General features: G+C 39.6%; 24 protein-coding genes. 18 read left to right on the forward strand and 6 right to left on the reverse strand.

Annotated elements, in window-relative coordinates:
• Positions 1-17: 17 nt before the first annotated feature.
• Positions 18-629 carry a CDP-alcohol phosphatidyltransferase family protein gene (locus A7P54_RS05270; protein ID WP_171548864.1) on the reverse strand — a complete coding sequence of 204 codons (612 nt, stop codon included), beginning with the start codon at positions 627-629 and terminating at the stop codon, positions 18-20.
• Between the two features lie 168 nt (positions 630-797).
• Positions 798-2,318, reverse strand: coding sequence for a hypothetical protein (locus A7P54_RS05275; protein WP_171548865.1), 1,521 nt, complete (start codon positions 2,316-2,318; stop codon positions 798-800).
• A gap of 274 nt (positions 2,319-2,592) precedes the next feature.
• Here A7P54_RS05275 and argC point away from each other — a divergent pair, with 274 nt between their 5' ends.
• From argC to A7P54_RS05310, 7 genes are all read left to right on the forward strand, one after another.
• On the forward strand, positions 2,593-3,642 hold the full coding sequence (argC, locus tag A7P54_RS05280) for an N-acetyl-gamma-glutamyl-phosphate reductase (protein ID WP_033132904.1): 1,050 nt from the start codon (positions 2,593-2,595) through the stop codon (positions 3,640-3,642).
• Positions 3,643-3,717: 75 nt separating this feature from the next.
• Entirely contained in the window at positions 3,718-4,473 is a 756-nt protein-coding gene (locus A7P54_RS05285) for a DUF6776 family protein (RefSeq protein ID WP_171061045.1), read from the forward strand.
• A gap of 21 nt (positions 4,474-4,494) precedes the next feature.
• Entirely contained in the window at positions 4,495-4,908 is a 414-nt protein-coding gene (gene clpS, locus A7P54_RS05290) for an ATP-dependent Clp protease adapter ClpS (RefSeq protein ID WP_004806784.1), read from the forward strand.
• 500 nt (positions 4,909-5,408) lie between these two features.
• Positions 5,409-5,597: a hypothetical protein gene (locus A7P54_RS05295; RefSeq protein ID WP_241305294.1), complete on the forward strand. Its 189-nt coding sequence runs from the start codon at positions 5,409-5,411 to the stop codon at positions 5,595-5,597.
• On the forward strand, positions 5,554-7,839 hold the full coding sequence (gene clpA, locus A7P54_RS05300) for an ATP-dependent Clp protease ATP-binding subunit ClpA (protein WP_004806787.1): 2,286 nt from the start codon (positions 5,554-5,556) through the stop codon (positions 7,837-7,839). The genes A7P54_RS05295 and clpA overlap by 44 nt, the downstream gene beginning before the upstream one ends.
• Complete coding sequence (locus A7P54_RS05305) at positions 7,839-8,201, forward strand: YnfA family protein (protein ID WP_005204046.1); 363 nt, start codon at positions 7,839-7,841, stop codon at positions 8,199-8,201. The genes clpA and A7P54_RS05305 overlap by 1 nt, the downstream gene beginning before the upstream one ends.
• Positions 8,202-8,511: 310 nt before the next feature.
• Positions 8,512-10,611 carry a TonB-dependent siderophore receptor gene (locus A7P54_RS05310; protein ID WP_354667333.1) on the forward strand — a complete coding sequence of 700 codons (2,100 nt, stop codon included), beginning with the start codon at positions 8,512-8,514 and terminating at the stop codon, positions 10,609-10,611.
• A 99-nt stretch (positions 10,612-10,710) separates the two neighbouring features.
• Here the strand turns inward: A7P54_RS05310 and A7P54_RS05315 are convergent, their stop codons facing one another.
• Complete coding sequence (locus A7P54_RS05315) at positions 10,711-12,285, reverse strand: ATP-binding cassette domain-containing protein (protein ID WP_171548867.1); 1,575 nt, start codon at positions 12,283-12,285, stop codon at positions 10,711-10,713.
• Between the two features lie 617 nt (positions 12,286-12,902).
• Here A7P54_RS05315 and A7P54_RS05320 point away from each other — a divergent pair.
• Complete coding sequence (locus tag A7P54_RS05320) at positions 12,903-13,946, forward strand: 3-deoxy-7-phosphoheptulonate synthase (protein WP_171548868.1); 1,044 nt, start codon at positions 12,903-12,905, stop codon at positions 13,944-13,946.
• Between the two features lie 54 nt (positions 13,947-14,000).
• On the opposite strand, the gene A7P54_RS05325 is transcribed toward A7P54_RS05320, so the two are convergent.
• Together A7P54_RS05325 and A7P54_RS05330 are read right to left on the reverse strand one after the other, a co-directional pair.
• Positions 14,001-14,921: an alpha/beta hydrolase gene (locus A7P54_RS05325; protein ID WP_171548869.1), complete on the reverse strand. Its 921-nt coding sequence runs from the start codon at positions 14,919-14,921 to the stop codon at positions 14,001-14,003.
• On the reverse strand, positions 14,921-15,481 hold the full coding sequence (locus A7P54_RS05330) for a PadR family transcriptional regulator (RefSeq protein ID WP_005313568.1): 561 nt from the start codon (positions 15,479-15,481) through the stop codon (positions 14,921-14,923). Before A7P54_RS05330 ends, A7P54_RS05325 begins: the two co-directional genes overlap by 1 nt.
• Positions 15,482-15,605: 124 nt before the next feature.
• Between A7P54_RS05330 and A7P54_RS05335 the strand changes: the two genes are divergently transcribed.
• The 4 genes from A7P54_RS05335 to A7P54_RS05350 all read left to right on the forward strand — a co-directional run bounded on the left by A7P54_RS05335 (position 15,606) and on the right by A7P54_RS05350 (position 19,973).
• Positions 15,606-17,630: an NADPH-dependent 2,4-dienoyl-CoA reductase gene (locus tag A7P54_RS05335; protein ID WP_216077032.1), complete on the forward strand. Its 2,025-nt coding sequence runs from the start codon at positions 15,606-15,608 to the stop codon at positions 17,628-17,630.
• Between the two features lie 71 nt (positions 17,631-17,701).
• Positions 17,702-18,109 (forward strand): nuclear transport factor 2 family protein, encoded by a 408-nt coding sequence (locus A7P54_RS05340; protein WP_004653729.1) that lies wholly within the window; start codon positions 17,702-17,704, stop codon positions 18,107-18,109.
• 39 nt (positions 18,110-18,148) lie between these two features.
• The gene (locus tag A7P54_RS05345) at positions 18,149-18,868 is read left to right on the forward strand and encodes an SGNH/GDSL hydrolase family protein (RefSeq protein WP_171548871.1); all 720 of its coding nucleotides are present in this window, start codon (positions 18,149-18,151) and stop codon (positions 18,866-18,868) included.
• 19 nt (positions 18,869-18,887) lie between these two features.
• Positions 18,888-19,973, forward strand: a complete 1,086-nt coding sequence (locus tag A7P54_RS05350) for an alpha/beta fold hydrolase (RefSeq protein WP_171548872.1) — start codon at positions 18,888-18,890, stop codon at positions 19,971-19,973.
• A gap of 58 nt (positions 19,974-20,031) precedes the next feature.
• Here A7P54_RS05350 and A7P54_RS05355 read toward each other — a convergent pair whose 3' ends face one another.
• Positions 20,032-20,499, reverse strand: coding sequence for an internalin (locus tag A7P54_RS05355; protein ID WP_167246880.1), 468 nt, complete (start codon positions 20,497-20,499; stop codon positions 20,032-20,034).
• A 370-nt stretch (positions 20,500-20,869) separates the two neighbouring features.
• Between A7P54_RS05355 and A7P54_RS05360 the strand changes: the two genes are divergently transcribed.
• From A7P54_RS05360 to A7P54_RS05385, 6 genes are all read left to right on the forward strand, one after another.
• A complete protein-coding gene (locus tag A7P54_RS05360) occupies positions 20,870-22,501 on the forward strand; it encodes a CTP synthase (protein WP_005212573.1) in 1,632 nt (543 codons plus the stop codon).
• 33 nt (positions 22,502-22,534) lie between these two features.
• Complete coding sequence (gene kdsA, locus A7P54_RS05365; RefSeq protein ID WP_005153309.1) at positions 22,535-23,392, forward strand: 3-deoxy-8-phosphooctulonate synthase; 858 nt, start codon at positions 22,535-22,537, stop codon at positions 23,390-23,392.
• A 45-nt stretch (positions 23,393-23,437) separates the two neighbouring features.
• The gene (gene eno, locus A7P54_RS05370; RefSeq protein WP_005212572.1) at positions 23,438-24,727 is read left to right on the forward strand and encodes a phosphopyruvate hydratase; all 1,290 of its coding nucleotides are present in this window, start codon (positions 23,438-23,440) and stop codon (positions 24,725-24,727) included.
• A 126-nt stretch (positions 24,728-24,853) separates the two neighbouring features.
• On the forward strand, positions 24,854-25,225 hold the full coding sequence (gene ftsB / locus A7P54_RS05375) for a cell division protein FtsB (protein WP_004806821.1): 372 nt from the start codon (positions 24,854-24,856) through the stop codon (positions 25,223-25,225).
• The gene (gene ispD, locus A7P54_RS05380; protein WP_171548873.1) at positions 25,209-25,913 is read left to right on the forward strand and encodes a 2-C-methyl-D-erythritol 4-phosphate cytidylyltransferase; all 705 of its coding nucleotides are present in this window, start codon (positions 25,209-25,211) and stop codon (positions 25,911-25,913) included. Before ftsB ends, ispD begins: the two co-directional genes overlap by 17 nt.
• Before the next feature lie 149 nt (positions 25,914-26,062).
• Positions 26,063-26,539, forward strand: coding sequence for a DUF6438 domain-containing protein (locus A7P54_RS05385; protein ID WP_171548874.1), 477 nt, complete (start codon positions 26,063-26,065; stop codon positions 26,537-26,539).
• Positions 26,540-26,605: the final 66 nt, after the last annotated feature.

A 26,605-nucleotide genomic window follows, 5' to 3' on the forward strand; every position in this document is an offset into this window, starting at 1 on the left:
AGAATATACGTTTTGTCTTAACCATTAAAAAAGCGATTGTTCTGAACAGTTAAACCTTTCCGAATACGTATAGCCTGTTTTAGGCTAGGTACATCATTTTGCCATTGTTTGAGTACCAAAATAATGGCAATGATTTCAGCGCGTGTCAGAAGACCTAGCCAGAAAACAATCCAGAATAAAATTTGACTTTGGCCTGTAAGTGTCACTTGTACCAATAAGGCAAAGAGAAATAAGGTCCAAATTTTTGCACCAAGACTATGGGTGGCCACTTCTTTACGGAACTTAATAAAGCTAACCATATAAATCGCCACTTCAAATAAAATTAGAACTAGAATCGGCCAAATGTATTGTTTAAAAAAAACAGGTTGTTGTAAGTAAATTGATGTGATTGCACAAATAAAGAAGATTTGATCGATATTGGAGTCTAAGCGACGCAATTTCTCATCGGATACGCCTAAATGTCTTGCAATGATGCCATCAAAGATATCACTCATTAGTCCGAGTGTTAAAAATACGACGGTATAAAGAGGATAAAAGCTAGGCCGTAATACTGTTACTACCACAATTAGAAAGCCGAGCAGCAATCTGGAATAAACAAGAAGTGTAGGGATTTGATACTTAAGAGGCATTAAAAATAATATCGATGAGTTTATTAGTGCAGTATATCAGCCGAAGAAGAAAGCTAAGATTGAAATAACAGATTTTAAATAAAACAACAGCTTAATTAAAGCTGTTGTTTTATTGGAGTCGGCAAGATTATTTTGAATTTGGACATCAATGTTTTAATTTAGCTTGAACTATAAGAAATCGCACTGTGATTGAGTGGTTTGTAGCTGATCTGGCGCTTTACGATTATCTAAACCAGCACTAGCACTTAACACTTGATTTTTCTTTACCTTTACTTGAATAAAGCTATATTGCAGCGTGCTATTATTTGGTTCAGTTGAGCTGCTGTTTAATAAGTATTCAGCATTGACTTTATCTACCTGTAATAAATTATCAGTGCTATCGCCATCCAATTTTGAGCTAAAAGTTTGTCCATCTTTAACGAGCTCTAACCAGCCATCGCCACGAATATTGAGTTGGCATTTACCAGTTGAATCTTTGTAGTTACCGATTAAATATTCAATTGAAGGCAAGCCAGCACTAACAATATTGATTCCTGTAATACCTTGTTTACATGGATAAAGAGAACCATTACATGTTTCAGTGGTGTCTGCAAACCCAACAGCACGACGATAGTCACCAGCACCAATGACTCGGAAAGCATTAGCTGTATTATTTATGGGGCTATTTCCAGCATAGGACTTTTGCTGTAATAAGGCGTAACCCTGTGGATTTAAAGAAGCCTGACGATAGTTGTCCGCCAGTTGTAGTACCGCTTGCTTTAAAGAGCCAGAGAAGGTGTCTCTTGCATTCTTTTGATTTTCCGCAATAAATATCAAGTTATTTTTGGCTGAATCAACATTGTCTGGTGTAGGAATCACTAATGAAGTCAGTGTGCTTTGATCACCGCGTAATTTTTTAGCATCGAGATAACCGTCTTTTAAATCAACTGCTAAATTCTTGGTGAATTCAACAAAGGAATTATTGGGGTAAAGATTTGCCCATTGCTGAATAAAACCAAAACTGAGATAAGTGTTGATGTATACATATGATGTTAACGTTGCATCTTGTGGTGAGAAAGCATTTAAAAGATAAGACGGGTTTAAATTTGGGATATCCAATTGATAGAATGCGCTTGTTAATGCTGAGTTCACATCTTCTGTTGCGAGATTTAATTGAGAAGCACTCACTTTTGTCGGGTTTATATTGCTATCCGTCGGCAGTCCGCCAGAGCGGACTAGGGCGCGTTGATAGATTGCTTCTGAACTTGGATTGATATAAATCGTTTGCGTGAGACTACTGGTATTTACTTCGACAAGACTATGTAGAGTCATAGAAATATTTTGGTATTGGCCACTTTGAAAGTCAAAAACCAAAGAATTTGGATTTGTTGATATCTCAATGCGGTATAAGCGTTCTTTATTTAAAACGCGTGGTAGCGTGATATTGACGTCAGAGGTTGTACTTAAATTTTGTTCCAGAACTAATGTATTATCAAAGTTATCGTAGATTCTAAGAACAACATCACGCATTTCAACTGCTGCTTTGACCTTGAAACTCTTCGGTTTTGGTTCTGATACTGTGGGTGTCGTTTCTACTTTCGCTTTACTTTCACCACTTCCACAACCAACTAATGCCGAACTAAGTAGAAGTGTACTAAGCCCTAAGCAAATATGATGATGTAGTCTTTGTTTTGACATCAAAGAAGGCATTCCAGCTCTCCAAAAAATTTTGCATCCATGAAATTTATTATTACCGCAATTTTTTTATTCTATTCGAATAGTGAAATGATTCAATAGTATTTCTTGACCAATGGTAGAATCAATCCAAATATAATGAGTTTATTTGTATTCTCTCATAAACTTTTGACTGTTTAATCAAGATTGACAGTACTTTTATTTTGTTAAAAGTTAGGTACTTGAAGATTGTGTAAAATGGGTCAAACTGCCATACTATTTATCTAAATGAAAGCTTGAGGTGTCACGCGTGATTTCTGTTGGTATTGTTGGTGGAACTGGATACACTGGGGTTGAGCTATTACGTCTTTTATTAAGACATTCACAAGTTCAGGTTCGTATTCTCACTTCTCGTACAGAAGCAGGAAAGCGTGTTGCAGATATGTTCCCAAGTCTACGCGGGCATACAACACTCGAGTTTTCAGATCTGGATTTAGATCAATTAGCACAATGTGATGTTGTATTTTTTGCAACGCCACATGGTGTAGCGATGCAACATGCTGAAAAATTGATTGCTACAGGTACAAAAGTCATTGATCTTGCGGCTGATTTTCGCTTGCAGGATTTGGTTCAGTTTGAAAAATGGTATGGTATGCAACACAGTTGTCCTGCCATCTTAAAAGATTCTGTGTATGGTTTAACTGAGTTAAATCGTGAGAAGATCAAGCAAGCACAAGTGATTGGTAATCCTGGTTGTTATCCAACTACGGTACAATTAGGCTTAGCTCCATTACTTAAAAATCCAGACCAACTGATCCAAACACAAAGTATTATTGTGGATGCAAAGTCAGGGGTGTCTGGGGCGGGGCGTAAAGCAAGCCTAGGTATGATTTACAGTGAAAACGCTGATAATTTTAAAGCCTATGGTGTTGCTGGACATCGTCATCATCCCGAGATTGTTGAAGCGCTGGAAAATATTTCAGGACAAAAAGGGCAGTTTGATCAGCTTATTTTTGTGCCGCATCTTGTACCAATGATTCGTGGCATGTTGAGTACGATTTATGTTGACTTAACCGAACAAGGTCAGCAACTTGACTTACAAGCATTTTACGAAGATTTCTATAAAGATGAACGCTTTGTTGATGTCATGCCTACAAATAGTTCTCCAGAAACACGTAGTGTTCGCGGTGCGAACGAGCTTAGAATTGCACTCTACCGCCCACAAGCCAATAAATTGATTATCTTGGTTGCTCAAGACAACCTAGTCAAAGGCGCTGCAGGTCAGGCGATTCAAAATATGAACTTAATGTTTGGTTTTGATGAGGCTGCAGGCTTGGAAGGTATTGGTTTATTACCATAAAAAACGCTTTTTTACTTCACACACATTTAAATTTCGATTTTAATGTGTGCTTTGATGCAGATCATAACGATAGAGATGATGATGGAAAACGTTGAACCGACTACTTCACCAGACAGTTCCGTTGAAAAAAATAAATTCTTAAAAACGAATTTACCTTTGATTATTGGTGCTACTGTTCTTATCGGTAGTAGTTTTTTGCTTGGCTATACAGTCGGCCACCGTCAAGGTTTAACTGTGGTTGGTTATGATGCAGATGCTGAGCAATTGGTAGATGTGGTTCAGAAACAAAAGACTGCATTGGATTCGGTCAGCAAGAGTTTGAATGCTGCTGTTCAAGAGCGTGATATGGCTGTGGGTAATGCAGATGACTTATTCAAAGCAGTGAATCAAGCCAATGCGGATAAGACCCAATTTGAAGGGATGAATGCGATTTATCGTGATATTTTGAGACAACGTGGTGGTGTAAGCTTAACCATTCAAAATATGGCAATTAAATCTTTACCGGAAAATGCCTTTGAATATCAGATTGATCTTGTTCAAGTAAGCCCAAATAAACGCCGTGCTTCTGGTTCGGTTGAGTTGCGCTTAATTAAAGATACTGAAATCTTAGTTGTGCCTTTAGAAGATAAAAACTTCAATTTCGATGATTTTGAGCGCCTAACGGGGCGTTGGACAATGCCCAAAGGGTTTACGCCTCAATTCATTGAAGTGCGTTTAACCGGAGCTGGCACACCTGTAATTAAACGCTTTAGTTGGCAAAGAGGTAAACCGGTTGATGCAGGTTCTGCTTTCGTGTCGGAAATACCTCAAGCTGAAGCAAATGCTCAATAAATTTTAGATTAAGAACTCAATATGCGAAGATATAAACGTCAAATGAATTTAAGTGAAGTGAAAAATTCTTTTCATCAATCTGGGTTTGTCGATTGGCACTTGAATCCACGTTTAAGTGATTCGCAAGAGGATCATGAGGGTGAGGTGGTTGTACAAACTGCCCCACCAGAGTTAAAACGACCGCCGTTATATGCAGTTGTTTTAATGAACGATGATTACACGCCGATGGATTTTGTCATTGAAGTTCTACAAAGTTATTTTGGGTTGGACTTCGATCAGGCCAGTCAGGTGATGTTAACAGTTCATTATGAAGGTAAAGGCACTGCGGGTATTTATCCACGAGATATTGCTGAAACAAAAGCAAATCAGGTGAATAACTATGCCAGAGCTCAAGGTCATCCTTTGTTATGCCAAATCGAACCTGAGCAGCGTTAAGAAAAGCAACGCTTTTTAGCTGCGCAAGTCGAACAGCTATGCTGTGAGTGAAGGCGTTAAGAAAAGCAACGCTTTTTAGCTGCGCAAGTCGAACAGCTATGCTGTGAGTGAAGGCGTTAAGAAAAGCAACGCTCTTGCGGAATATATTCCTCATGCGCAAGACCTTGCGCCATTGTATGACTCGTACACTATGAGTGAAATGGTGTAGGTATTGCAAAAACATAAAGTAAAGCTTTTTGAATCGATGAATGAATGCATATCTTGTTTTGTGCTAAAAACATGAAACAATATACTGAGTATCAATATATTAAACTTATGAATGATTTGTTAGGCTTTAAGCAAGATCATGCAGTATTACAATTTTTCATAGGTTTAATATTGTTTTATAAATGAATAACAAATTCGCTGTCTTTTTGAACGATTAGATAAGTCTTACTCTCTTTGTAATTGAATTTTTACAACAATACTTTGTTTTGAATCTTGACCAAGATAGTCAACTAATGCTAACAGTAGATTATGAAGCAAAGAGACTTGTAGACGTATATCCAATCACGATTACAGAAGCTCAGCGGATCAAGTCAATAATTCGCTTTTTCATTAAAAGATTTTCTTTTTTTGATAGAGCCCAAGATATAAGGGGGTTACATGCTCAGTCGTCAATTAGAAGTATCGTTACGTTTGGCTGTTAGCATGGCTCGTCAAAAGAGACATGAGTTTCTGACAGTTGAACATTTGTTGCTTGCCTTGCTTGATAACGACTCCGCCGTAAATGCATTAAAAGCATGTGGCGCGGACATTGTTACCTTGCGTAAAGAATTAGAGGAATATGTAGAGCAACATACCCCAAAACTTGGTGATAATAGTGAACAGGCCCCTCATCCAACTGAGAGCTTTGATCGAATTTTGCAACGTGCAATTTTCCATGTTCAATCGAGCGGTGGCGACCGTACGGTTGAAGGTGCAGATGTTTTAGTTGCGATGTATTCAGAACGAGATTCGTTCGCGGTTTATTTACTTAAACGTCATCAAATTAACCGTTTGACTTTGACTCAATACCTATCTCATGGCACACGCAAAGATGAGATTCAGGTTGAAGAAGAAGTGGAAGATATTGAAGGTGAAAGTGCGGCTTCAGCAAATGCTGGACCACTTGAACAATATACGTTGAACTTAAATATCGAAGCACAAAAGGGTAAAACCGATCCTTTAATTGGTCGTGAAAAAGAAATTGAGCGTGCAGCACAAATTTTATGTCGTCGCCGTAAAAATAATCCATTGCTCGTCGGTGATCCGGGTGTAGGTAAAACCTCGATTGCGGAAGGCTTGGCTTGGTTGATTGTCAATGGCAAGGCACCGAAACCACTTGCGAATGCTGAAGTTTATAGCTTAGACATCGGTGCATTAGTTGCAGGGACTAAATATCGTGGTGACTTTGAGAAGCGCTTAAAACAATTGTTGAATGCGTTGAAAAAGAATCCAAATGCAATTTTATTCATTGATGAAATTCATATGATCATTGGTGCAGGCTCAAGCATGGGCAGTACCATGGATGCATCGAATTTAATCAAACCTGCTTTGGCAAATGGCAGCCTACGTTGCATTGGTTCAACAACTTTCCAAGAATATCGTCAGGTATTCGAGAAAGACCATGCTTTATCGCGTCGCTTCCAAAAAATTGACGTTAATGAACCAAGCATCAATGAAACAATTGAAATTTTACGTGGCTTGAAAAACAAGTTCGAAGATTTCCATCATGTTGAATATGATGATAAAGCATTGGTTGCTGCTGTTGAGTTGTCAGCTAAATTTATCAATGATCGTTTCTTGCCAGACAAAGCGATTGATGTGATTGATGAGGCTGGCGCGCAACGCCGCTTGAAAGCAGAAGTGGATGGTACAACGATCTCAGTTGAGAATATCGAAGATATCGTTTCTAAGATTGCACGTATTCCACCGAAAACTGTTTCTAAAGATGACAAGTCTGTACTTGAGAATCTGGAACGTGATCTTAAACGTGTGGTATTCGGTCAGGATGAGGCGATTACAGCGCTTGCATCAGCGATCAAATTATCTCGTGCAGGCTTAAAAGCACCAGATAAACCAGTGGGTAGTTTTGTCTTTGCTGGTCCAACAGGTGTGGGTAAAACCGAGGTCACTAAACAACTGGCTAAATTGCTAGGCGTAGAGTTGGTTCGTTTCGATATGTCTGAGTATATGGAGCGTCATGCGGTTTCTCGCTTGATTGGTGCGCCTCCAGGCTATGTTGGATATGATCAAGGTGGTTTACTAACCGATGCGATCCATAAAAATCCGCATTGTGTCCTGTTGCTAGATGAGATTGAAAAAGCGCATCCAGATGTATTTAACTTGTTATTGCAAGTCATGGATCATGGTGCCTTGACTGACAACAATGGCCGTAAGTCTGATTTTAGAAATGTGATTATTGTGCTCACCACCAATATTGGTGCAGAGAGTATTGTTCGTGCAAGTATTGGTTTCACTGAGCAAGATCACAGCGCAGATAACCAAGATGCAATGAAACGCGCATTCTCACCTGAGTTCCGTAACCGTTTGGATGGTGTGATTCAATTTAAAGCACTTCCGACGACAATCATCGATTCAGTGGTAGACAAATTCTTAACCGAGTTGCAAGCACAGCTCGACGAGAAACAAGTGGTACTTGATGTTGATCAAAGTGCTCGTGACTGGTTATCTGCTAATGGTTATGACCGTCTCATGGGTGCTCGTCCGATGCAACGTCTGATTCAAGAACATTTGAAAAAACCGCTTGCTGAGATGATTTTATTTGGTGAGCTTGCTGAGCACGGTGGCAATGTTGCAGTTTCTGTGAAAACAGAGAATGGCAAAGACGTCGGCCTAAAATTGGAAGTGTTTGAAGATCATATTAACCCGAGTGCTGAACCTGCTTAATGTTTGAATTGTCTTTCTCAATAACCCAAGTACTTAAAGTATTTGGGTTATTTTTCGTTACAGCGATTGCTGAAATTCTAGGTTGTTATTTTCCTTATCTTATTTTGAATCAAGGAAAATCACATTGGTTGTGGATTCCTACCGCATTAAGTTTAGCGGTCTTTGTTTGGTTGCTGACATTGCATCCTGCAGCATCAGGTCGTATTTATGCGGCTTATGGTGGGATCTATATTTTTACTGCTTTATTGTGGCTGCGTTATGTCGATCAAGTGATGCTGACACGTTGGGATATTCTAGGTGGTCTTGTGGTTTTGTGTGGGGCTGGCTTAATCATTTTGCAGCCGCAAGGATTGGTTCGTTAGTTTCATTAAGCATGGTATATACCATGCTTAATTTTTTGAATAAGAAAAGTAAAGCAACATAAAAACACTAGGTTATGTTTATTATTCCGGTTAAATAAGCGAGGCCATGATAAGCCTGAATTTAGGCACAAAGAGGCTACTTTTACGGCCTGTTATGAAAATCAGGCCGACAGAATACTGCTACGATTGATAATGATTTTTATTTTCATTGTTACAATCGAGTGCGTTCATGGAATCCTTAGTTTCCAACAGAAAATTATTTTCTCCCAGAATTTTAGTATCAGCGATTTCCTTGGTAATTGGTTCAGATGTGTGGGCCGACACAGCCAATACATTGCCTACAATAACGGTTAAAGCGGAAAACAATCGTGATCGTTATACTGTTCAATCGAGCCGTAGTTCAGCCAAACTTGATTTAAATTTAAAAGATACTCCACAGAGCTTAACTGTGTTTACTCGACAGCAAATAGAGGATCAAAATTTAACAGATATCAGCAGAGTTTTAGAGGAAACATCTGGGGTAAGTAAAAGTCAGCATGGACAAGAAGGCGCTGGCTTTTCAGATTATTATGCTCGTGGTTTTAAGATTAATAATTTTATGCGAGATGGTATTCCAACCAGTGCGGCATCTTTTGGTGGAACTTATAATATTGGTATGGAAGACACGGCTATTTATGACCGTATCGAAATTCTAAAAGGTGCGTCAGGTTTGCTTGGCGGTTCTGGTAATCCGAGTGCAAGTATTAACTATGTACGCAAACGCGCGACCGAAGATACACAAGGTTCCATTAAAGTTCAGGCGGGTAGCTGGGAACGATATCGTAGTCAGTTTGATGTATCGGGTGGATTGAATGCAGATAAAACGTTGAAAGGGCGATTGATTGCGGCACATTCGTCAGGAGGTAATCAGCAAGATCGTTATCATAAAGATTCAACCTTACTCTATGGTACGGTAGATTATGATCTCAGTGATCAGACGACATTAACAACCGCACTAAGTTTGCAACAAAATAAAATCCATAATGCTGCACAACATGGTTTTCCATTTGTGAGTGGAGATGGTTTGAAGCAGACGACCTTTGGACCAAGAGATAATCCAGCAACTAACAACTCAAATCTTGCGGTAAATAATCTATATGCATTATTGGGTGTAGAGCATCAATTTAATTCAAATCGGAAAGGGGCGATTAACTATAGTTATTCCAAAACGGACAGCGATCAAATTAGAAACATAGCAGGCTATACTTTAAATTATCAAGATGAAAAGGGTATCGTGAATGGTACTGACTGGGAGGGTAAACCGATTATCTTAAAGCCTGGGGAAATGAGTGTTCATGGAAGTAAGTTTATCAATACACCAGAAGTTCATGCAATTGATAGCTTTGTTTCAGGGCAGTTTCAAGCACTTGGCCGCGACCATGAGTTAAGTTTTGGGATCAACGGATACAAAGTAAATGCCAATGACCCTGCATATAAAGTTTGGCAATTTTCATCTAGACCGATCCAAAACTACTATGGTGATGTGGGAGACTATATCAACTTGACGCCTATTGGGCGGACGATAACCGATGAATATCAGATTGGTGGATTTGCCTCGGCCAAACTACAGTTAGCAGATCCAGTAAAACTGATTTTAGGCTCACGTTTGAGTACTTGGGAACGCAAAAATACAGGTACTGAACAAAAACAAAGTAACATCTATACCCCTTATGTGGGTTTGATTTTAGATATGAACGATCAGATCTCTGCCTATGCAAGTTATACCTCTATTTTTAATCCATCTACTCGAAAAAATGTTACAGGCCAATTCTTAGACCCAGAAGAGGGAAATAGTGCAGAAATAGGCTTAAAAGCAGAATTCTTTAATCAACGCTTAAATACCAGCCTTGCTTACTTCGAAACCAAGCAAGATAATTTTGCTGTTCGGGATGGTGAAAAGTTTACGACTGATGGTGATTTTGCTTATATGGCAGTTGATGGCGCTAAGGTAAAGGGTGTGGAGTTATCGATTGCTGGTGAATTGAGTCCTGATTGGCATATTTCTGCTGGATATACTTACACAGATGCAAAAGATCGTGATGGAAAAACCTTAACAACAGCTACAGGAAGTTCACTTCCACGGCAGACTCTGAAATTGTTCACAAATTATCAATGGGATAAATTGACATTAGGGGCTGGGGTGAATTGGCAAAGTGAAATTTTTGATACACGTGCACGCGGCGTAGCAACTCAGTTTAATCGACAAGATGACTATGTTCTATTGAACCTAATGGGAAGATATCAGATCAATCCAGATCTCAGTCTTGCGATCAATGTTGATAATGTTGGAAATACCATTTATAAAAGAACGGCAATCAATACTTGGGGGGAGCTACGTAATTTTATGGCAACTCTGAACTATAAGTTTTGATACGAGTGCTTAAATTATAAAATAATCAGATCGCTTTAGATGAATGTTGGGTTCAGGCATGAACATGGTTTTGCCATGCCTGAATTTGAAAATAAAAAACTATACCAAGATATAAGTTGCTGTCATTCCGCATGCTTCAACAAAAGTTTCGTCATGCGACACCAGTATCACAGCACCGTTAAAAGAATGAATTGCTTGAGCCAGTAATTCACGAGACTCAATATCGAGATGGTTTTCGGGTTCATCTAAAAATAACAGTTCAACTGCTTGTTGCTTTAAGGCAAGCAAAGCCACTTTTAAGCGTTCACCTCCACTTAGGGTAGAGATTGGCATCAGTGCTTTATCTCTTCGAATTTGAAGATTGCCTAATAAGGTTCGCCCTTGCTGTTCTGTTAGTTCAGGATCAATAAGCTGTAGATATTCAAGTGCTGAAATAGTGTCATCAAGTAGCGAAAGCCTCTGATCAAGATAAGTAGAAGTTACTTTGCAATAAACCTCACCTGTAAGTGGTGGAATTAAACCTTGAAGGGTTTTTAATAAGCTTGATTTGCCAGTTCCATTTGCACCACGTAAATGCAATTTTTCCCCAGCCCTAATTGCAAGATCAATGAGATTTGTCTTCGCATAAGCGAGTTGTAATTGGTGACAACGTAAGATTTCTCCTGACTTTCTGGCTATATTTGCAAATTCGAAAGATTGAGTTTTAAGATGTTCCAGTTGGATCTGCTTCTGTTGTAATTCATCTTTTGCATCTGCAAGCTGCTTGCTCTGTTGTTTACGAAGATGCGAGAGAGATTGTTCCGACTGTTCCTTCTTGGCATCGAGTAAAATGGGAGCTTGTGAAGCAGAAGCCCTTAACTTTTCACCTGCTTTTTGACGTTTCTGAGCTTTCATTTGACTTTGATGTTGCTGCTCTTTCAGCTGTTTTAACTCACGTTTTTCTTGCTGTACTGCGTGTGATAATGCGTCGACGTGTAACTGATGTTGCTGCTGATATAGCGCATAATTGCCACCATAATAATATAGTCCCAGCTGACTTAAGGAAAAAATCCCCTGTACATGAGACAGTAGTTGTCGATCGTGGCTAATGATGAGCCCACCTGTAGGATGTTGAGACATTTGCTCAATCAACCATTCTCGTCCCAGTGTATCTAAGTGATTACTCGGTTCATCCAGTAAGAGATAATGATCTTTAAGTAGAAATAAGCGACACAGTGCGAGTTTGGTTTTTTGGCCTTCACTTAAATGCTGAATAGGTGTATCAAGATCTATTGGTAAATCCGCACTTTGCAAAAGCTGTTGCCATTCTGTTGGTAAATGCCACAGATGTTCGACTTGGTCATAATCGGCAAAAGCTGCAGTACCGTGCTGGATACGCTTGAAGCATTGGTATAAATCCTCAATATGCAAGGCTTGAGCGATTGTATCTGCTTGTACGCGCTGAAGCTGAGCCAGATATTGATGCGGACATTGCCATGAGATTTGGCCTGAATAGGGCAGCTTGAATTTTGTCTGTTCATGCAGAAGAGACATCAATAGCGATTTCCCTTGACCATTGCATCCAATCAATCCTGTGAATTGATGTAATGGAAGTTGAAAGCAAAGTGAGTCAAAGTGTATGAGCTGTGCGAGTTCAAGGGATAAGTTGGAAACAATACATGCCTGTTGAGTCATAAGAAGCCTCGTAAACAGGATATGCAAAATAGAGAGATCGAGATAAGTTTTAGAATAAAGCAGCGCTAAACGATAGCTAAGTCTATTTTGCACATCAAAAAGAAAAATGAACTTTGATGATGGAAATAGAACTTACTTCATTGGCGTGATCTCAAATTGGTTTATTTTTACACTATTCTATGGGGGAAGTGGTGAAAGGTCAAATTCTAAGATTTTGAAGAGATGATTAAAAAAACATAAAAAGTGCTTGTCAAATGCTGAAATAGTGCGTAATTTAATAGTTAGACACCGTTTTTTAGATATTTGAAATAAATATGTTAAAGCATACTGTAAACACCAACGCATACTTTTACTTTTGGCAATATTGATCGTTGCCTGATGCGTTTCGGGCAGCAAAAAGGTTGCCCAACCAGTTAATACCTGATCGGCAACACCGATCAGGTTTTTTTATGCTTTAACAATCATGATTTTAGGAGAAATACCATGTATACATTTAATTATTCATATTTTAGCAAGATTTCTTGGTTTTACTTTGCAAAAAAATCAACATCGCTTAGATCACACTTGCTCAAATAAATGATAGGACTGCGAAGAAGGCCAGTCCAAAGGAATTGAAAATGAATGCTTTAAATACTGCTTTGACACAACCACAAACACATACAAAAGAATCAATGCTTAGCTTGCCATCACAACTCAAAGCGCAGTATCCCTTGTCTGCAACTTTAGCGCAGCAAATTTCAAAACATCGTCAAACGATTCAGAATATTTTATCTGGACATGATCATCGCTTAATGGTGATTACCGGTCCTTGCTCGATTCATGATCCTATTGCAGTACTCGAATATGCTGATCGCCTACAACAACTACAAGAACAGGTTAAAGATCAGATTTTCCTTGTTATGCGTGCATACATTGAAAAACCACGTACGACTGTGGGTTGGAAAGGTTTCTTATATGATCCAAATTTAGATGGATCATCAGATTTACAACTCGGTTTAGAAAAATCTCGTCAGCTTTACTTGCAGCTAATCGAGAAAGGTTTGCCAATCGCAAGCGAAATTTTAAGCCCGATGGCGACAGGTTATTTTGATGACTTATTGGCTTGGGGCGCAATTGGTGCGCGTACCAGCGAGTCTCAAATTCATCGTGAAATTTCCAGTCATATGCCATACAGCATTGGTTTCAAAAACGGTACCGATGGTTCGATTCAAATTGCATTGGATGCGATTCAATCAGCACAGCATGGTCATCAATTCTTGGGGATGACTCAGCAAGGTCTACCTGCAATTTTGCATAGTGAAGGTAATCCATTACCGCATTTAATTTTACGTGGTTCAAATCATGGGACTAATTATGATTTGGCTTCGATTCAAGCGATGCATTTCAAACATAAACAATTACCGGCATTGGTGATTGATTGTAGTCATGGTAACAGTGGTAAAGATCCATTATTACAGCCTCAGGTTTTACAGCAAATTATTGCAGAGCGTGCTGAATCGAAAGTGCGTGGTGTGATGATTGAAAGCCATCTGGTTGATGGCAATCAAAAAATATCCTGTGATATGACCTATGGTCAGTCAGTTACGGATGGTTGCCTAGGTTGGGATAAAACAGCACAAGTGTTGTTGGATGTTGCTGAGAAAATGCGACATAAAAAATAAACCAGACATAAAAAAGCCAATCTCAATTGATTGGCTTTTTTCTTTGCAGTCGATTTAAGCTGCTTGGGTCGATTGAGCCGCAAGGAAGTGGCCAATCTCTTGGCTGAATTTTCTAGGTTCAGTAATCAGTGGCGTATGTCCAGAGCGTTCAAAATAAATCGCTGTAGCGTTGCTTAAGCTTTCAGCAATCAATGTTTGGCCAGTTTCTGGGTAAAGTGTAGATTCACGACCAATAAAGAAGGTGGTTGGGCAACTGAGTTGACTGATGGCTTCACGATAGTCTTCATTATGATTAAGATAATTTTCGACATACCACAGTAAATAGTCTAAACGCTGAATTGGCAGTAAGTATTTTTGCAGGAATGGGCGGTTTAGAGCGAGCTTGAAAATTTTAGGACTATAGTTATTGCTGCCTTGCAACTCAATGAAATCACCCCACAAGCTGACCAGCTTATAGCGGATATCATCGGGTAAGTCCTCTAGTTTCTGAGCATGTTTATAATCGAGTAATAGCGTTTGAATCTCAATTAATAGATTTTTAAATTGAGGATGCTTTGGACCAAATAAGCCGTATTGCCAAGAATCATCAACCGCAATTTTAGGCGTTTGATCAATATGCAGATAGGCCTTAAGTTTCTCAGCTAAGCCACCATGCTTCATGCCATGCATGGCTGTGGTTGCACCCATGGAATAACCCATCAGGATGAATTGATCGAGCTTTAATTGTTTAATCAGTGAATCTACATCGTTCCAATGACTTGAGATTGCATCGAGTTCTGGAATTGCACAATTTTTTGAACCGCCGAAACCACGCCAATCGGGAATGATAAATTCATATTGTTTACGATTGGCAAATAAGAAAGGGAGCCATTGCCAGCTTTGCATGCCCAGTCCGGATAAGACGAGCACAGGTTCGCCTTCGCCAACGCGTCGCACAAATAATTTTTCTTGATCGGGCATGCTATAGAACGGCATTATTTTTCTCCACTATTGTTGGCTTCTTCAAACTTTTTCAGTTGAGGAATCATTTGTTCCAACCATTTTATCCATTCATTTTCTTTAATGATACCGAGTTCTAGAATCATCTTATGGATAAACAAAACGCGATTGGTTGGTTGGTTATCTTTAAAATCTTTATCATGAATAGCTTGATAAAGGCTTAATTTTTCCTTATGCAATACTAAGTGACGCTCTAATTCGGGCAAAATATTATTGCCACCGAGTTGAGCTTCAGCTCTTAATCTAACCATGAGATCATCACGGAGTTGAGCAGGTTCACTTTGTTGTTCAATCCATGATGCCAGTTGTATCCTTCCAAGTTGTTCAACTTGATAAGTTTTTTTACGGCTGTTGGCAGCTTGTTCTTCTAATGTAGAAATCCATCCTTTTTTCAGCATCCCGTTGAGTTCACGATAAATCTGCTGATGAGTCGCATTCCAAAAGAAGCCCATTGAACGGTCAAAGCGACGAGCCAAGTCAAAACCTGTACTTGGTTTTTCCAATAAGCTGGTCAGTAAAACATGGGCGAGTGACATGATGTTCCATAATAAAAAATGACTCATCAGAATTATGCAATATGTTGCATAAAAATCAAATCTTGTTTATAACTTTATGCAACAAGTTGCATTAGCTAGCAGAGTGCGAGCCAAAGGAGAAACCATGTCAGCTTATCCACATTTATTAAAGCCACTTGATTTAGGCTTTACCACCTTAAAAAACCGTGTCTTGATGGGGTCTATGCATGTTGGCTTAGAAGAGGCGCATCAAGGTTATGAACGTATGGCTGCATTCTATGCAGAACGTGCCAAAGGTGATGTTGGATTAATCGTCACAGGTGGTATTGCTCCAAACGATGCAGGTCTTACCTTTGCACATGCATCTAAGCTAGATAGCATCGCAGAAGCAGAAAAACATAAAGTGATCACCCAAGCGGTACATGATGCGGGTGGTAAAATCGCGATGCAGATTTTGCATACAGGACGCTATTCTTATCAGCCTGAGATCGTTGCACCTTCTGCGATTCAGGCACCGATTAATCCAATTAAACCTAAAGCATTAAGTTCAGCTGAAGTACAGCAAACCATTGATGACTTTGCTAACTGCGCCAAGCTGGCACAATATGCGGGCTATGATGGTGTCGAAATCATGGGCTCGGAAGGTTATTTAATTAATGAGTTTATTGCGGCACGTACCAATCATCGTGATGATGAATGGGGTGGTAGCTATGAAAATCGTATCCGTTTCCCGATTGAAATTGTAAAGCGTACCCGTGATTTAGTCGGCGAAAACTTTATTATTATTTATCGCTTATCGATGCTGGATTTGGTTGAAGGTGGTTCAAGCTTAGAAGAAGTCATCCAACTGGCGAAAGCAATTGAAAAAGCTGGCGCAACCATTATCAATACAGGGATTGGTTGGCATGAAGCACGTATTCCAACCATTGCAACTAAAGTACCGCGCGCTGCATTTACATGGGTGACTGAAAAACTGAAAGGTCAAGTTTCAATCCCATTAATTACCTCGAACCGTATTAATACCCCTGAAATGGCAGAGCATGTATTGGCTTCTGGTCATGCAGATATGGTGTCTATGGCACGCCCAATGCTGGCCGATCCTGAGTTTGTATTAAAAGCCAGTGAAGGTCGTAGCGATGAAATCAATACTTGTATTGGTTGTAACCAAGCTTGTTTAGACCATATTTTTTCAATGAAAATTGCGACCTGTTTAGTCAATCCACGTGCTTGTTACGAAACTGAGCTTATCTTTAAAGAAGCCAATGCTGTTAAAAATATTGCGGTGATTGGTGCAGGTCCAGCAGGCTTGAGCTTTGCAGTATATGCAGCAAGTCGTGGTCATAAAGTTAAAGTCTTTGATGCGAGTAATCAAATCGGTGGTCAATTCAATATTGCCAAGACCATTCCAGGCAAAGAAGAATTCTACGAAACTTTGCGCTACTTCAAGCGTCAAATTGAACTACAGCCAAATATTGAGCTGGTACTGAACCACACAGCGACTTATGAAGAACTTAGCCAAGCAGACTATGATGATATCGTGGTTGCAACAGGCGTGACGCCGCGTCAATTGCAATTTGAAGGGATCGATCACCCAAAAGTATTGAGCTATATCCAAGTGTTGAAAGAGCGTGTACCTGTAGGCAAGCGTGTTGCCATTATTGGTGCGGGTGGTATTGGCTTTGATACGGCAGAGTATTTAACCCATGAAGGTGATAGTGGCAGCTTAAATCCTGAAAAATTCTATGCAGAATGGGGGATTGATACGGCTTATGAGCATGTAGGTGGCTTAAAACCAGCTGAGTTAGAAAAGTCTGAACGTGAGATTTACTTATTGCAACGTAAGAGCGCGTCAGTTGGTGCAGGTCTGGGTAAAACCACAGGCTGGATTCATCGTACAGGCTTAAAACATCGTGATGTAAAAATGATTGCTGGCGCAAGCTACGACAAGGTAGATGATCAAGGTTTGCATATTACCGTTGATGGTCAAAGTCGCGTACTTGAGGTTGATAACGTGGTGATTTGTGCAGGTCAAGAGTCGTATACCGCAATGTTTGATCAACTTAAAGCGGACGGTAAAAGTGTTCACTTGATTGGTGGCGCCAAAGAAGCAGGTGAGTTGGATGCTAAACGAGCAATTCGCCAAGGTGCTGAGTTAGCAGCAACATTGTAAACATGCTAGGGGGCATTTTCTATTGAGGGCGTGCTCCCAACTTATCCATTAAATCTCAAGGGAGAATAACAATGACATTGGAAACAACAAAACAAGCTTTAGAAAACTGGCATCAGATGATTAAAACAGGTGACCTATCCAACTTAAATGATTTGTTGGCAGACGATGTGGTGTTTCGTTCACCAGTTGCTTATAACCCTTATGAAGGAAAACACGTGGTTTTCTTTATTTTGACCAATGTGATTCAGGTGTTTGAAAACTTTACCTATCATCGTGAATTTTACACTGAAGATGGTGAAAATGTGGTGTTGGAATTTAGCGCCAATGTCAGCGGAAAATCACTTAAAGGCATTGATATGGTTCGCTTTAATGAACAAGGCAAAATCATTGATTTTGAAGTGATGATTCGCCCGATGAGTGGTTTGGCCGCATTGGCAGAAAAAATGGGTGCACGCTTTGCCAAGTATCAACCGAATTAATGTCTACAAAATAGCCTAAGTAATATTAAGAGAATTAAAATGTGGTTAAAGCTTTCAACTTTTGTATTACTGCCTGTATTTGTCATACAGGGTATGAAAGTTCGTAACAATACACCACGTCTTTCTGAAGCAAGTGGTGACCGCCACGGTATCGTGGGTCAGGGTCAGCCACTTTCTTTACTTATTCTTGGCGATTCGGCTGCGGCGGGTGTTGGTGTTGAAACCCAACAACAGGCTTTATCTGGGGCGATTATTGCTGAGTTACAGAGTGAATATCAGTTGCAATGGAAATTGCATGCTAAAACAGGTGATAACACTCAACAGGTTTTTCAAGCAGTACAACAGTTAGATCAGCAGTGCTATGATGTTGTTATCACTTCAATTGGTGTGAATGATGTGACTAAACTGATCTCTGCAAAATCTTGGCTTAAACAACAAAAACAGCTATTCACTTATATACAGCGTCAATTTCAACCTAAACTCATTATTGTATCGGGTGTGCCACCAATGCAGCATTTTCCAGCTTTGCCTAATCCTTTGGCTTGGCTGTTTGGAAAATATGCAGAACAAATGAATCAAGCATTACAACAATGGTTGGCACCACAATTTCAATTTCGATTTATTCAATATGATATTGAAGCTTTTCAAGCAATGGATTTGCCGATGGCAAGCGATGGTTTTCATCCAAGCAAAGAAATCTATGCCATCTGGGGACAACAGGTCGCAACTTTGGTGCGACAAACATTTACTCATGCTTAGATAGAGGCGGTTATTGAATATGGGTATATCTGCTTTAGATAAAATCAAAGTGTTAGGTGCAGAGCTTCTTGATTCAGTGCTCGGTGCTGAGCAACCCAAAATGTACTATGACCCGAAAGGGAAAATTAAAGATGTTTTGGAAAAATTACCGCAGTTAAAGCAAAAATATCGTCCTACGCCTTGGCTGAGTAATACACATCTACATTTATTGTATTTTGATGTGATTCGTAAGAAAACCATTAAACTTGAATATGACCGTGTTGATCGTTTGATCATGCAGGATGGAGGGATTACCGCCGTTGCATGGTATGGATATGACTTGCCAGCAGAAACGCCAACCGTTGTGATCATGCATACTATTACAGGAACACCTGAAAGTATGCGTGAACTGGTCAAAGATTTGCATGAATATAATGGTTGGCGAATTGCACTGTGTTTGCGCCGTGGCCATGCAGGACTGCCAATGCCAGTGCCTCGTATTTCACTGTTTGGTTCAACCAGTGATCTGAAAGAACAACTTGTACATATTCAAAACCTGTTTCCACAATCCGATCTATATGCAGTTGGCTCTTCCGCAGGTACTGGGCTCTTGGTCCGCTATTTAGGCGAGCAAGGGGTAGATACGCCATTCAAAGCTGCTTTTGCAATGTGTCCCGGTTATAACACTGAAATCGGTTTTAAAAATGTGCATCCTTTTTATAGCAAAATGATGACCAAGAAGTTATTTAAATACTTCATTTATCCTTATCAGAATACATGGAATCAAATTGCATCTGTAGAAAAAGTGCTAACGACCACAAGCTTGGAAGAGTTTGAAAAAGAATATTTTGAAATGGCAGGATTTCAGGATTATCAGAGTTATTGCCAAGCAATTAATCCAATCTATGTGTTCGAAAATGTCAAAATTCCATTGATGATTCTCAATGCAGAAGATGACCCTGTTTGCTCAATTAAAAACTTGGAACCCTATAAAGATCAGATCCAGCAAATGGACAACATTGCAGTTGTGACGACTAAAAAGGGAAGTCATTGTGGTTTTTATGAAAGTTTAACAGTGAAGTCTTGGGCCTCCCGTTTGATGGCAGACTTTTTTAAAAATTACTAATCTATAGACATAAAAAAGCCAGTTGAAAGCAACTGGCTTTTTACTATTCACAAATGAATTAGTTATTTAAAGCTGGTGTTGCGGCAGCGATTGCAGCAGCGACAGCATCATCTTCACTTTGAGCAGGTGCTGATGGTTTTGCAGCTTTCACAGGTTGTTCTGCTTTAGGTTGTTCAGTCTTTGCTGGTTTCTGTTCAGCTTTTACAGGTTTTTGCTCTTCTGCGCGTGGAGCTTCAGTTGCCGCAGGTGTTTCTGTTTGAGCTGGATGGGTCTCACGACGAATCTCTGTAGTCGTATTTGGTGTTTCTTCACGCGTTGTTTCTACAACAGGCGCTGGAGCTTCATGTTTATCAACACTTTCTAAAGACTCGAACTCTTGGATTTTTTCAGGCTCAGGCTGGCTTTGAGTCTCAGTTGCTGTCTGCTCTTGCTGCTCTTCGTTTTTTGGTTCTTCTTTTTTCACACAAGCAGTTAATAAAAGACCAGTCGCAAGTGCTGCACAAATTAAAAGTTTTTTATTCGCCATTGCTAAAACAACATATTAAAAAAGGACAGTCGCAATTATAACAGTAAATCTATGTGAAGAAATCACTACGCTTTGTAGAGTTTGTTGATATTTTATAAATGCTTGCAATTAAACAGACGAATAGCAAAGAATTTAAAAGTGAAGAATGCAAGATTTTAGATATCGCTTTAAGTGAATTTTACCTCTTAAACGTAATTTATGGATGAAAAGTCCACAAATCCCTTAAATTTTTATCGAAAATGCTGATAGAATAGCCAGTTGTTTATAGTTCTTTGAATTGATGCGGTTTGACTTTGCTTTATAGGGGCAGAGTACAGTAAAATTGCCCAACATTGTAGGCCGATTTCGGCTCGATTGTACGAGAAACTCAATGACCCATTTTATTTTTGTCACTGGTGGTGTGGTTTCATCACTAGGTAAAGGTATTTCTGCTGCTTCTGTTGCTGCACTTTTGGAAGCTCGTGGCTTAAAAGTCACTATGGTAAAAATGGATCCATACATTAATGTCGATCCAGGTACCATGAGCCCATTTCAGCACGGTGAAGTTTTCGTCACAGAGGATGGTGCTGAAACTGACTTAGATTTGGGATATTACGAACGTTTCTTACGTCGTGCGAAAATGACCAAACTGAATAACTTTACCAGTGGTCGCGTATATCAAGACGTTTTAAATAAAGAACGTCGTGGTGACTACTTAGGTGGTACGGTTCAAGTTATTCCACATATTACAGACAACATTAAAGAACGAGTACTTCGCGCAGGTGAAGGATACGACGTTGCAATCGTTGAAATTGGCGGTACGGTTGGTGATATCGAATCACTTCCATTCATGGAATCAGTACGTCAATTGATGGTAGAGCTAGGTCATAAACGTACCATGCTCATGCATTTAACCTTGTTGCCATATATCAAATCTGCGGCTGAGTTAAAAACCAAGCCAACTCAACACTCAGTGAAAGAACTTCTTTCAATTGGTATTCAGCCAGATATCTTGATCTGCCGTACTGAATATGATGTTGATGTTGATACTAAACGTAAAATTGCATTGTTCACGAATGTGGAAGCGCGTGCCGTTGTAGTATGTAAAGATGCGAAGACGATTTATCAAATTCCGCGTACGTTCTACGAGCAAAACGTTGATGACTTGATCTGTGAGCGTTTTGGCTTTAATGATCTTCCAGAAGCAAATCTTGAAGATTGGGACAATGTTGTTGAAGCATTACTAAACCCTGAATACACAGTTCGTGTTGCAATGGTGGGTAAATATGTAGAACTTCCAGATGCTTATAAATCTGTGAATGAAGCACTTTTACATGCAGGTATCCAGAACCGTGTCAAAGTTCAGATTGATTATGTCAATGCTGAAGAGCTTGAACAGCAAGATATTAGCGTTTTAAGTACTGCTGATGCGATCTTAGTTCCAGGTGGTTTTGGTGAGCGCGGTACTGAAGGCAAAATGAAAGCCATTCAATATGCACGTGAAAACAAGATTCCATTCCTTGGTATTTGTTTAGGCATGCAGTTGGCGGTAATTGAATATGCGCGTAACGTTGCTGCAATGCCTGAAGCGAGTTCAACAGAGTTTAACCGTTCAACGAAATATCCATTGATTGGTTTAATTACTGAATGGTTGGATGAGCGTGGTGAGTTACAACAGCGTAGTTTAGAGTCTGATTTGGGTGGCACAATGCGTTTAGGTGCGCAAAAATCTGAGCTCGTTGAAGGTACAAAGACGCGTGAAGTTTATGGTAAAGCTGAAATTACAGAGCGCCATCGCCATCGTTATGAAATGAACGATCGTTTTATTCCAGCACTTGAAGAAGCTGGTATGAAGATTTCAGGTTATTCATCAGTACAACATTTAGTTGAAACTGTAGAAATCCCTGAACATCCTTGGTTTATTGCTGTACAATTCCACCCAGAATTTACAAGTTCACCACGTGATGGACACCCATTATTTGCTAGTTTTATCGGGGCTGCTAAAAATCAGCACCAAAAGTAAGTACTGAGTTTTAAATAAACTGGGAAAGTTTAAATGTCACAATTAAAACCACAAGAAGTTGTACGTTTAGGCGATATACAAATGGCAAATCATTTGCCATTTGTATTATTTGGCGGAATGAACGTATTAGAGTCAAAAGATTTAGCATTTGAAATTGCTGAAACTTATGTTGATATTTGCAAGCGCTTAGATATTCCTTATGTATTTAAGGCGAGCTTTGATAAAGCAAACCGTTCAAGTCTGAACTCTTACCGTGGACCAGGTTTGGAAAAAGGGATTGAATGGCTTGCTGACATTAAAAAGCATTTTAATGTGCCCATTATCACTGACGTTCATGAGCCTTACCAAGCAGCGCCTGTTGCTGAAGTTGCCGATATTATTCAACTTCCTGCCTTTTTAAGTCGTCAGACTGATCTCGTTGAAGCAATGGCCAAAACTCAAGCCATTATCAATATCAAAAAAGCACAATTCTTAGCACCACATGAAATGCGTCATATCTTGCATAAGTGTTTGGAAGCTGGAAATGACAAACTCATTCTTTGTGAACGTGGTTCAGCATTTGGTTATAACAACTTGGTTGTTGATATGCTTGGCTTCGATACCATGAAAGAAATGAATGTGCCTGTATTCTTTGATGTCACCCATGCATTGCAAACACCAGGCGGACGTGCTGATTCTGCTGGCGGTCGTCGTGCCCAAATCACCACTTTAGCGCGTGCAGGTATGGCAACAGGATTGGCTGGTTTATTCTTGGAAGCACATCCTGAGCCAGAAATCGCAAAATGTGATGGACCATGTGCATTGCGTTTATCTCAGCTTGAGCCATTCTTGGCGCAATTAAAAGAATTGGATACTTTAGTTAAAGGATTCAAAAAGTTAGACACCCACTGATGCAATAACTTGCATCTTGTTTTTCATTCAACAGAGGAATTGTTCATGAGCCAAATCGTTGACATCCGTGCACGTGAAATTTTGGACTCTCGTGGTAACCCAACCATCGAAGCAGACGTTATTTTAGAATCTGGGGTTGTTGGTCGTGCATGTGCACCATCTGGTGCTTCAACTGGTTCTCGTGAAGCTTTAGAACTTCGTGATGGCGATAAAGCACGTTATTTGGGTAAAGGCGTTAAAACTGCGGTTAATAACGTAAATACCATTATCCGTGACGCTTTAGTGGGCAAATCAGTATTTGAACAAAAAGACATCGATAATACGATGATCGAACTTGATGGTACTGAAAACAAAGAAAAATTAGGTGCTAACGCAACTTTAGCTGTTTCATTGGCTGCTGCTCGCGCTGCTGCAGATGAAAAGAAAATTCCTCTTTTCCAATATATCGCAGATCTTCGTGGTCAAACGACTTTGACGATGCCAGTACCAATGATGAACATCATCAATGGTGGTTCGCATGCAGACAATAATGTTGATATTCAAGAGTTCATGATTGAGCCTGTAGGCTTCACTTCTTTTGCTGAAGCATTACGTGCAGGTGCTGAAATCTTCCATTCACTAAAATCAGTTTTAAACAAAAAAGGTTTAAATACTGCTGTGGGTGATGAAGGTGGTTTTGCGCCAAACTTGCGTTCAAACGAAGAAGCAATCACTGTTATCCTTGAAGCGATTGGTCAAACTGGTTACAAAGCTGGTTCTGATATTATGTTGGCACTTGACTGTGCTTCTTCAGAATTCTACAAAAATGGTCAGTACATCCTTGCTGGTGAAGGTAATAAAGCATTCACAAGCAACCAGTTCTCTGACTATTTAGCGGGTCTTGTAAACCAATACCCAATCATTTCGATTGAAGATGGTTTAGATGAATCTGACTGGGAAGGTTGGAGCTACTTAACATCAATCCTTGGTGACAAAATCCAATTGGTTGGCGACGATTTATTCGTAACTAATCCTAAGATTTTACAACGCGGTATTAATGAGAAAGTAGGTAACTCTATTCTGATCAAATATAACCAGATTGGTACATTGACTGAAACTCTCGATGCAATCTACCTTGCAAAAGCAAATGGTTATAGCACTGTAATCTCACACCGTTCAGGTGAGACTGAAGATTCAACAATTGCTGACTTGGCAGTGGGTACAGCAGCTGGTCAAATCAAGACTGGTTCACTATGCCGTTCTGACCGTGTAGCGAAATATAACCAATTGCTTCGTATTGAAGAATTAACGAACGCAGCTTACCGCGGTAAAGCTGAATTCAAAGGTCTAAACTAAGGTCAATTTATCTATGTTGAATACTTCTGATCATCTTTCTTTACAAAAGACAGAAACTCTGCAAATTCATAATCCTATAGAATTTACAGATGATCTTCCTTGTAAGAAGGATGTAGGGAATTTTTCATGATAGAGATGTTTCGATCGACCTCGAGTAAATTGATCCTAGTGCTTGTCATCGCTCTGGTGGCAAGCCTGCAGTATCAATTTTGGCTAGGTGAGGGAGGGTATTTTCCTCACCAAGCTTTAACTCAACAAATTACGCAGCAAGCAGAAATTAATACTGAGCTTAAAGAGCGAAATCGTATTTTAGCTGCAGAGGTTTTTGATTTAAAAAGTGGCAGTGAAGCCATTGAAGAACATGCACGTTTAGATTTAGGTTTGGTCAAGCCGAATGAAACCTTCGTACAAATGAGTACCATTAGTACCCATTACAAACCAATTTATATCGATCCAAACGCAAAAGAAGACACTGCAACCAATGAAAACCCAGACTAAGCTATGGGCGGTTGTACCAGCAGCAGGTTCGGGCAGTCGTTTTTCAAAAACTGAATTAAAACAATATCAGTATATTCAAGATCATACTGTACTTGAACATACGGTTAATCGACTGAATTCCTTAGATTTGGCAGGTTGTGTACTCGCCATTGGTGCACAAGATAATTTCGCCAAAACTCTCTCTTTTCAGCACAAAGATAAACTACATTTTTGCATTGGTGGTACAGAGCGAGTACATTCTGTTTTAAACGCCTTGATCTATTTATCTGACATTGCTCATGAAGATGATTGGGTGTTGGTCCATGACGCTGCACGGCCATGCGTAACTGTAAATTGCCTAACAAAGTTAGTCGAATCAGCACAGCATTCAAATCAAAGTGCAATTTTAGCGATTCCTGTGCGTGATACGCTAAAACAGGTGGCTCAGCAAAATCAGATTGAGAAAACCGTGAGCCGTGAGTTATTGTGGCAAGCACAAACGCCACAAATGGCGAAACTCGGCGTTCTTAAAAATGCGATTGAACAAGCTTTAGCCAATCACATCGTGATCACTGATGAAGCAAGTGCTTTGGAATATATGAATGAGCCTGTACACGTGGTGCAGGGACGTTCAGATAATATCAAGATTACCTATACAGATGATTTAGAGCTTGCTCGTTTAATTCTACAATCTCAAAACCTCGCTTAATTCGCCTCAGAGTAGGCCTTATTTTTTATTTAACTCAAAATAGCCTAAGTAGATTTAAGTGATTTTTCCATTTTTTTTACATCAATCTAAATGACAAAATTTCTACGATTTGTTAAATTTGAATAACATACTTTATAACGGATCAACAAATGAAAAAATTATTCATTGCGGGCCTTTTTACTTTTTCTTTAGTTGGCTGTGCAACAACACCTCAACAAGCTCAGGATACGGCGCAAGAAACTATCCGCTATTCATCTAGTCCATGTTTTGGTGCATGCCCAATCTATTCTGTTGAGATTACCCCTGAAGGTGCTGTTCATTTCGATGGTAAACAATATACCAAAGTAACAGGTACTCAGGATTTAACTGTTGATCCTTCTGTTTATAAGAAATTACAGCAAGAGCTAAAGACTTATCGTCCTGCGACGGGTGCAAATGTAAAGACAACTGGCTGTGAAGAAACCGCAACTGACCAGCCAAGTGCTTATTTCTCATGGAAAAAGCCTGATGGTACTGTAACAAAGCTTAGCCATTACACAGGATGTATTTCTCCGGCAAATGCTGAGTTGAATAAGGTAATTGATAAATTACCAAAACTGATCGGTATTGAAGATCTAGTGCGCTAAGTGCAGTTTTGATTTTTAGAAGGCTTAATTACCAAAGGTAGTTAAGCCTTTTTTAGTTATAGATCA

The organism is Acinetobacter sp. Ac_3412, from assembly GCF_013072675.1.
Lineage (GTDB): Bacteria > Pseudomonadota > Gammaproteobacteria > Pseudomonadales > Moraxellaceae > Acinetobacter > Acinetobacter higginsii.

Bases quoted from the DNA above. Each gene is read 5' to 3' on its own strand.
- clpA (WP_004806787.1), top strand. From the start codon at position 5,554: ATGCTCAGTCGTCAATTAGAAGTATCGTTACGTTTGGCTGTTAGCATG.
- A7P54_RS05315 (WP_171548867.1), bottom strand. From the start codon at position 12,285: ATGACTCAACAGGCATGTATTGTTTCCAACTTATCCCTTGAACTCGCA.
- A7P54_RS05320 (WP_171548868.1), top strand. From the start codon at position 12,903: ATGAATGCTTTAAATACTGCTTTGACACAACCACAAACACATACAAAA.
- A7P54_RS05335 (WP_216077032.1), top strand. From the start codon at position 15,606: ATGTCAGCTTATCCACATTTATTAAAGCCACTTGATTTAGGCTTTACC.
- kdsA (WP_005153309.1), top strand. From the start codon at position 22,535: ATGTCACAATTAAAACCACAAGAAGTTGTACGTTTAGGCGATATACAA.
- A7P54_RS05305 (WP_005204046.1), top strand. From the start codon at position 7,839: ATGTTTGAATTGTCTTTCTCAATAACCCAAGTACTTAAAGTATTTGGG.
- A7P54_RS05295 (WP_241305294.1), top strand. From the start codon at position 5,409: ATGCTAACAGTAGATTATGAAGCAAAGAGACTTGTAGACGTATATCCA.
- A7P54_RS05345 (WP_171548871.1), top strand. From the start codon at position 18,149: ATGTGGTTAAAGCTTTCAACTTTTGTATTACTGCCTGTATTTGTCATA.
- A7P54_RS05330 (WP_005313568.1), bottom strand. From the start codon at position 15,481: ATGTCACTCGCCCATGTTTTACTGACCAGCTTATTGGAAAAACCAAGT.
- clpS (WP_004806784.1), top strand. From the start codon at position 4,495: ATGCGAAGATATAAACGTCAAATGAATTTAAGTGAAGTGAAAAATTCT.
- A7P54_RS05325 (WP_171548869.1), bottom strand. From the start codon at position 14,921: ATGCCGTTCTATAGCATGCCCGATCAAGAAAAATTATTTGTGCGACGC.
- A7P54_RS05385 (WP_171548874.1), top strand. From the start codon at position 26,063: ATGAAAAAATTATTCATTGCGGGCCTTTTTACTTTTTCTTTAGTTGGC.
- A7P54_RS05270 (WP_171548864.1), bottom strand. From the start codon at position 629: ATGCCTCTTAAGTATCAAATCCCTACACTTCTTGTTTATTCCAGATTG.
- A7P54_RS05360 (WP_005212573.1), top strand. From the start codon at position 20,870: ATGACCCATTTTATTTTTGTCACTGGTGGTGTGGTTTCATCACTAGGT.
- A7P54_RS05285 (WP_171061045.1), top strand. From the start codon at position 3,718: ATGATGATGGAAAACGTTGAACCGACTACTTCACCAGACAGTTCCGTT.
- eno (WP_005212572.1), top strand. From the start codon at position 23,438: ATGAGCCAAATCGTTGACATCCGTGCACGTGAAATTTTGGACTCTCGT.
- ftsB (WP_004806821.1), top strand. From the start codon at position 24,854: ATGATAGAGATGTTTCGATCGACCTCGAGTAAATTGATCCTAGTGCTT.
- A7P54_RS05275 (WP_171548865.1), bottom strand. From the start codon at position 2,318: ATGCCTTCTTTGATGTCAAAACAAAGACTACATCATCATATTTGCTTA.
- A7P54_RS05340 (WP_004653729.1), top strand. From the start codon at position 17,702: ATGACATTGGAAACAACAAAACAAGCTTTAGAAAACTGGCATCAGATG.
- ispD (WP_171548873.1), top strand. From the start codon at position 25,209: ATGAAAACCCAGACTAAGCTATGGGCGGTTGTACCAGCAGCAGGTTCG.
- A7P54_RS05350 (WP_171548872.1), top strand. From the start codon at position 18,888: ATGGGTATATCTGCTTTAGATAAAATCAAAGTGTTAGGTGCAGAGCTT.
- A7P54_RS05355 (WP_167246880.1), bottom strand. From the start codon at position 20,499: ATGGCGAATAAAAAACTTTTAATTTGTGCAGCACTTGCGACTGGTCTT.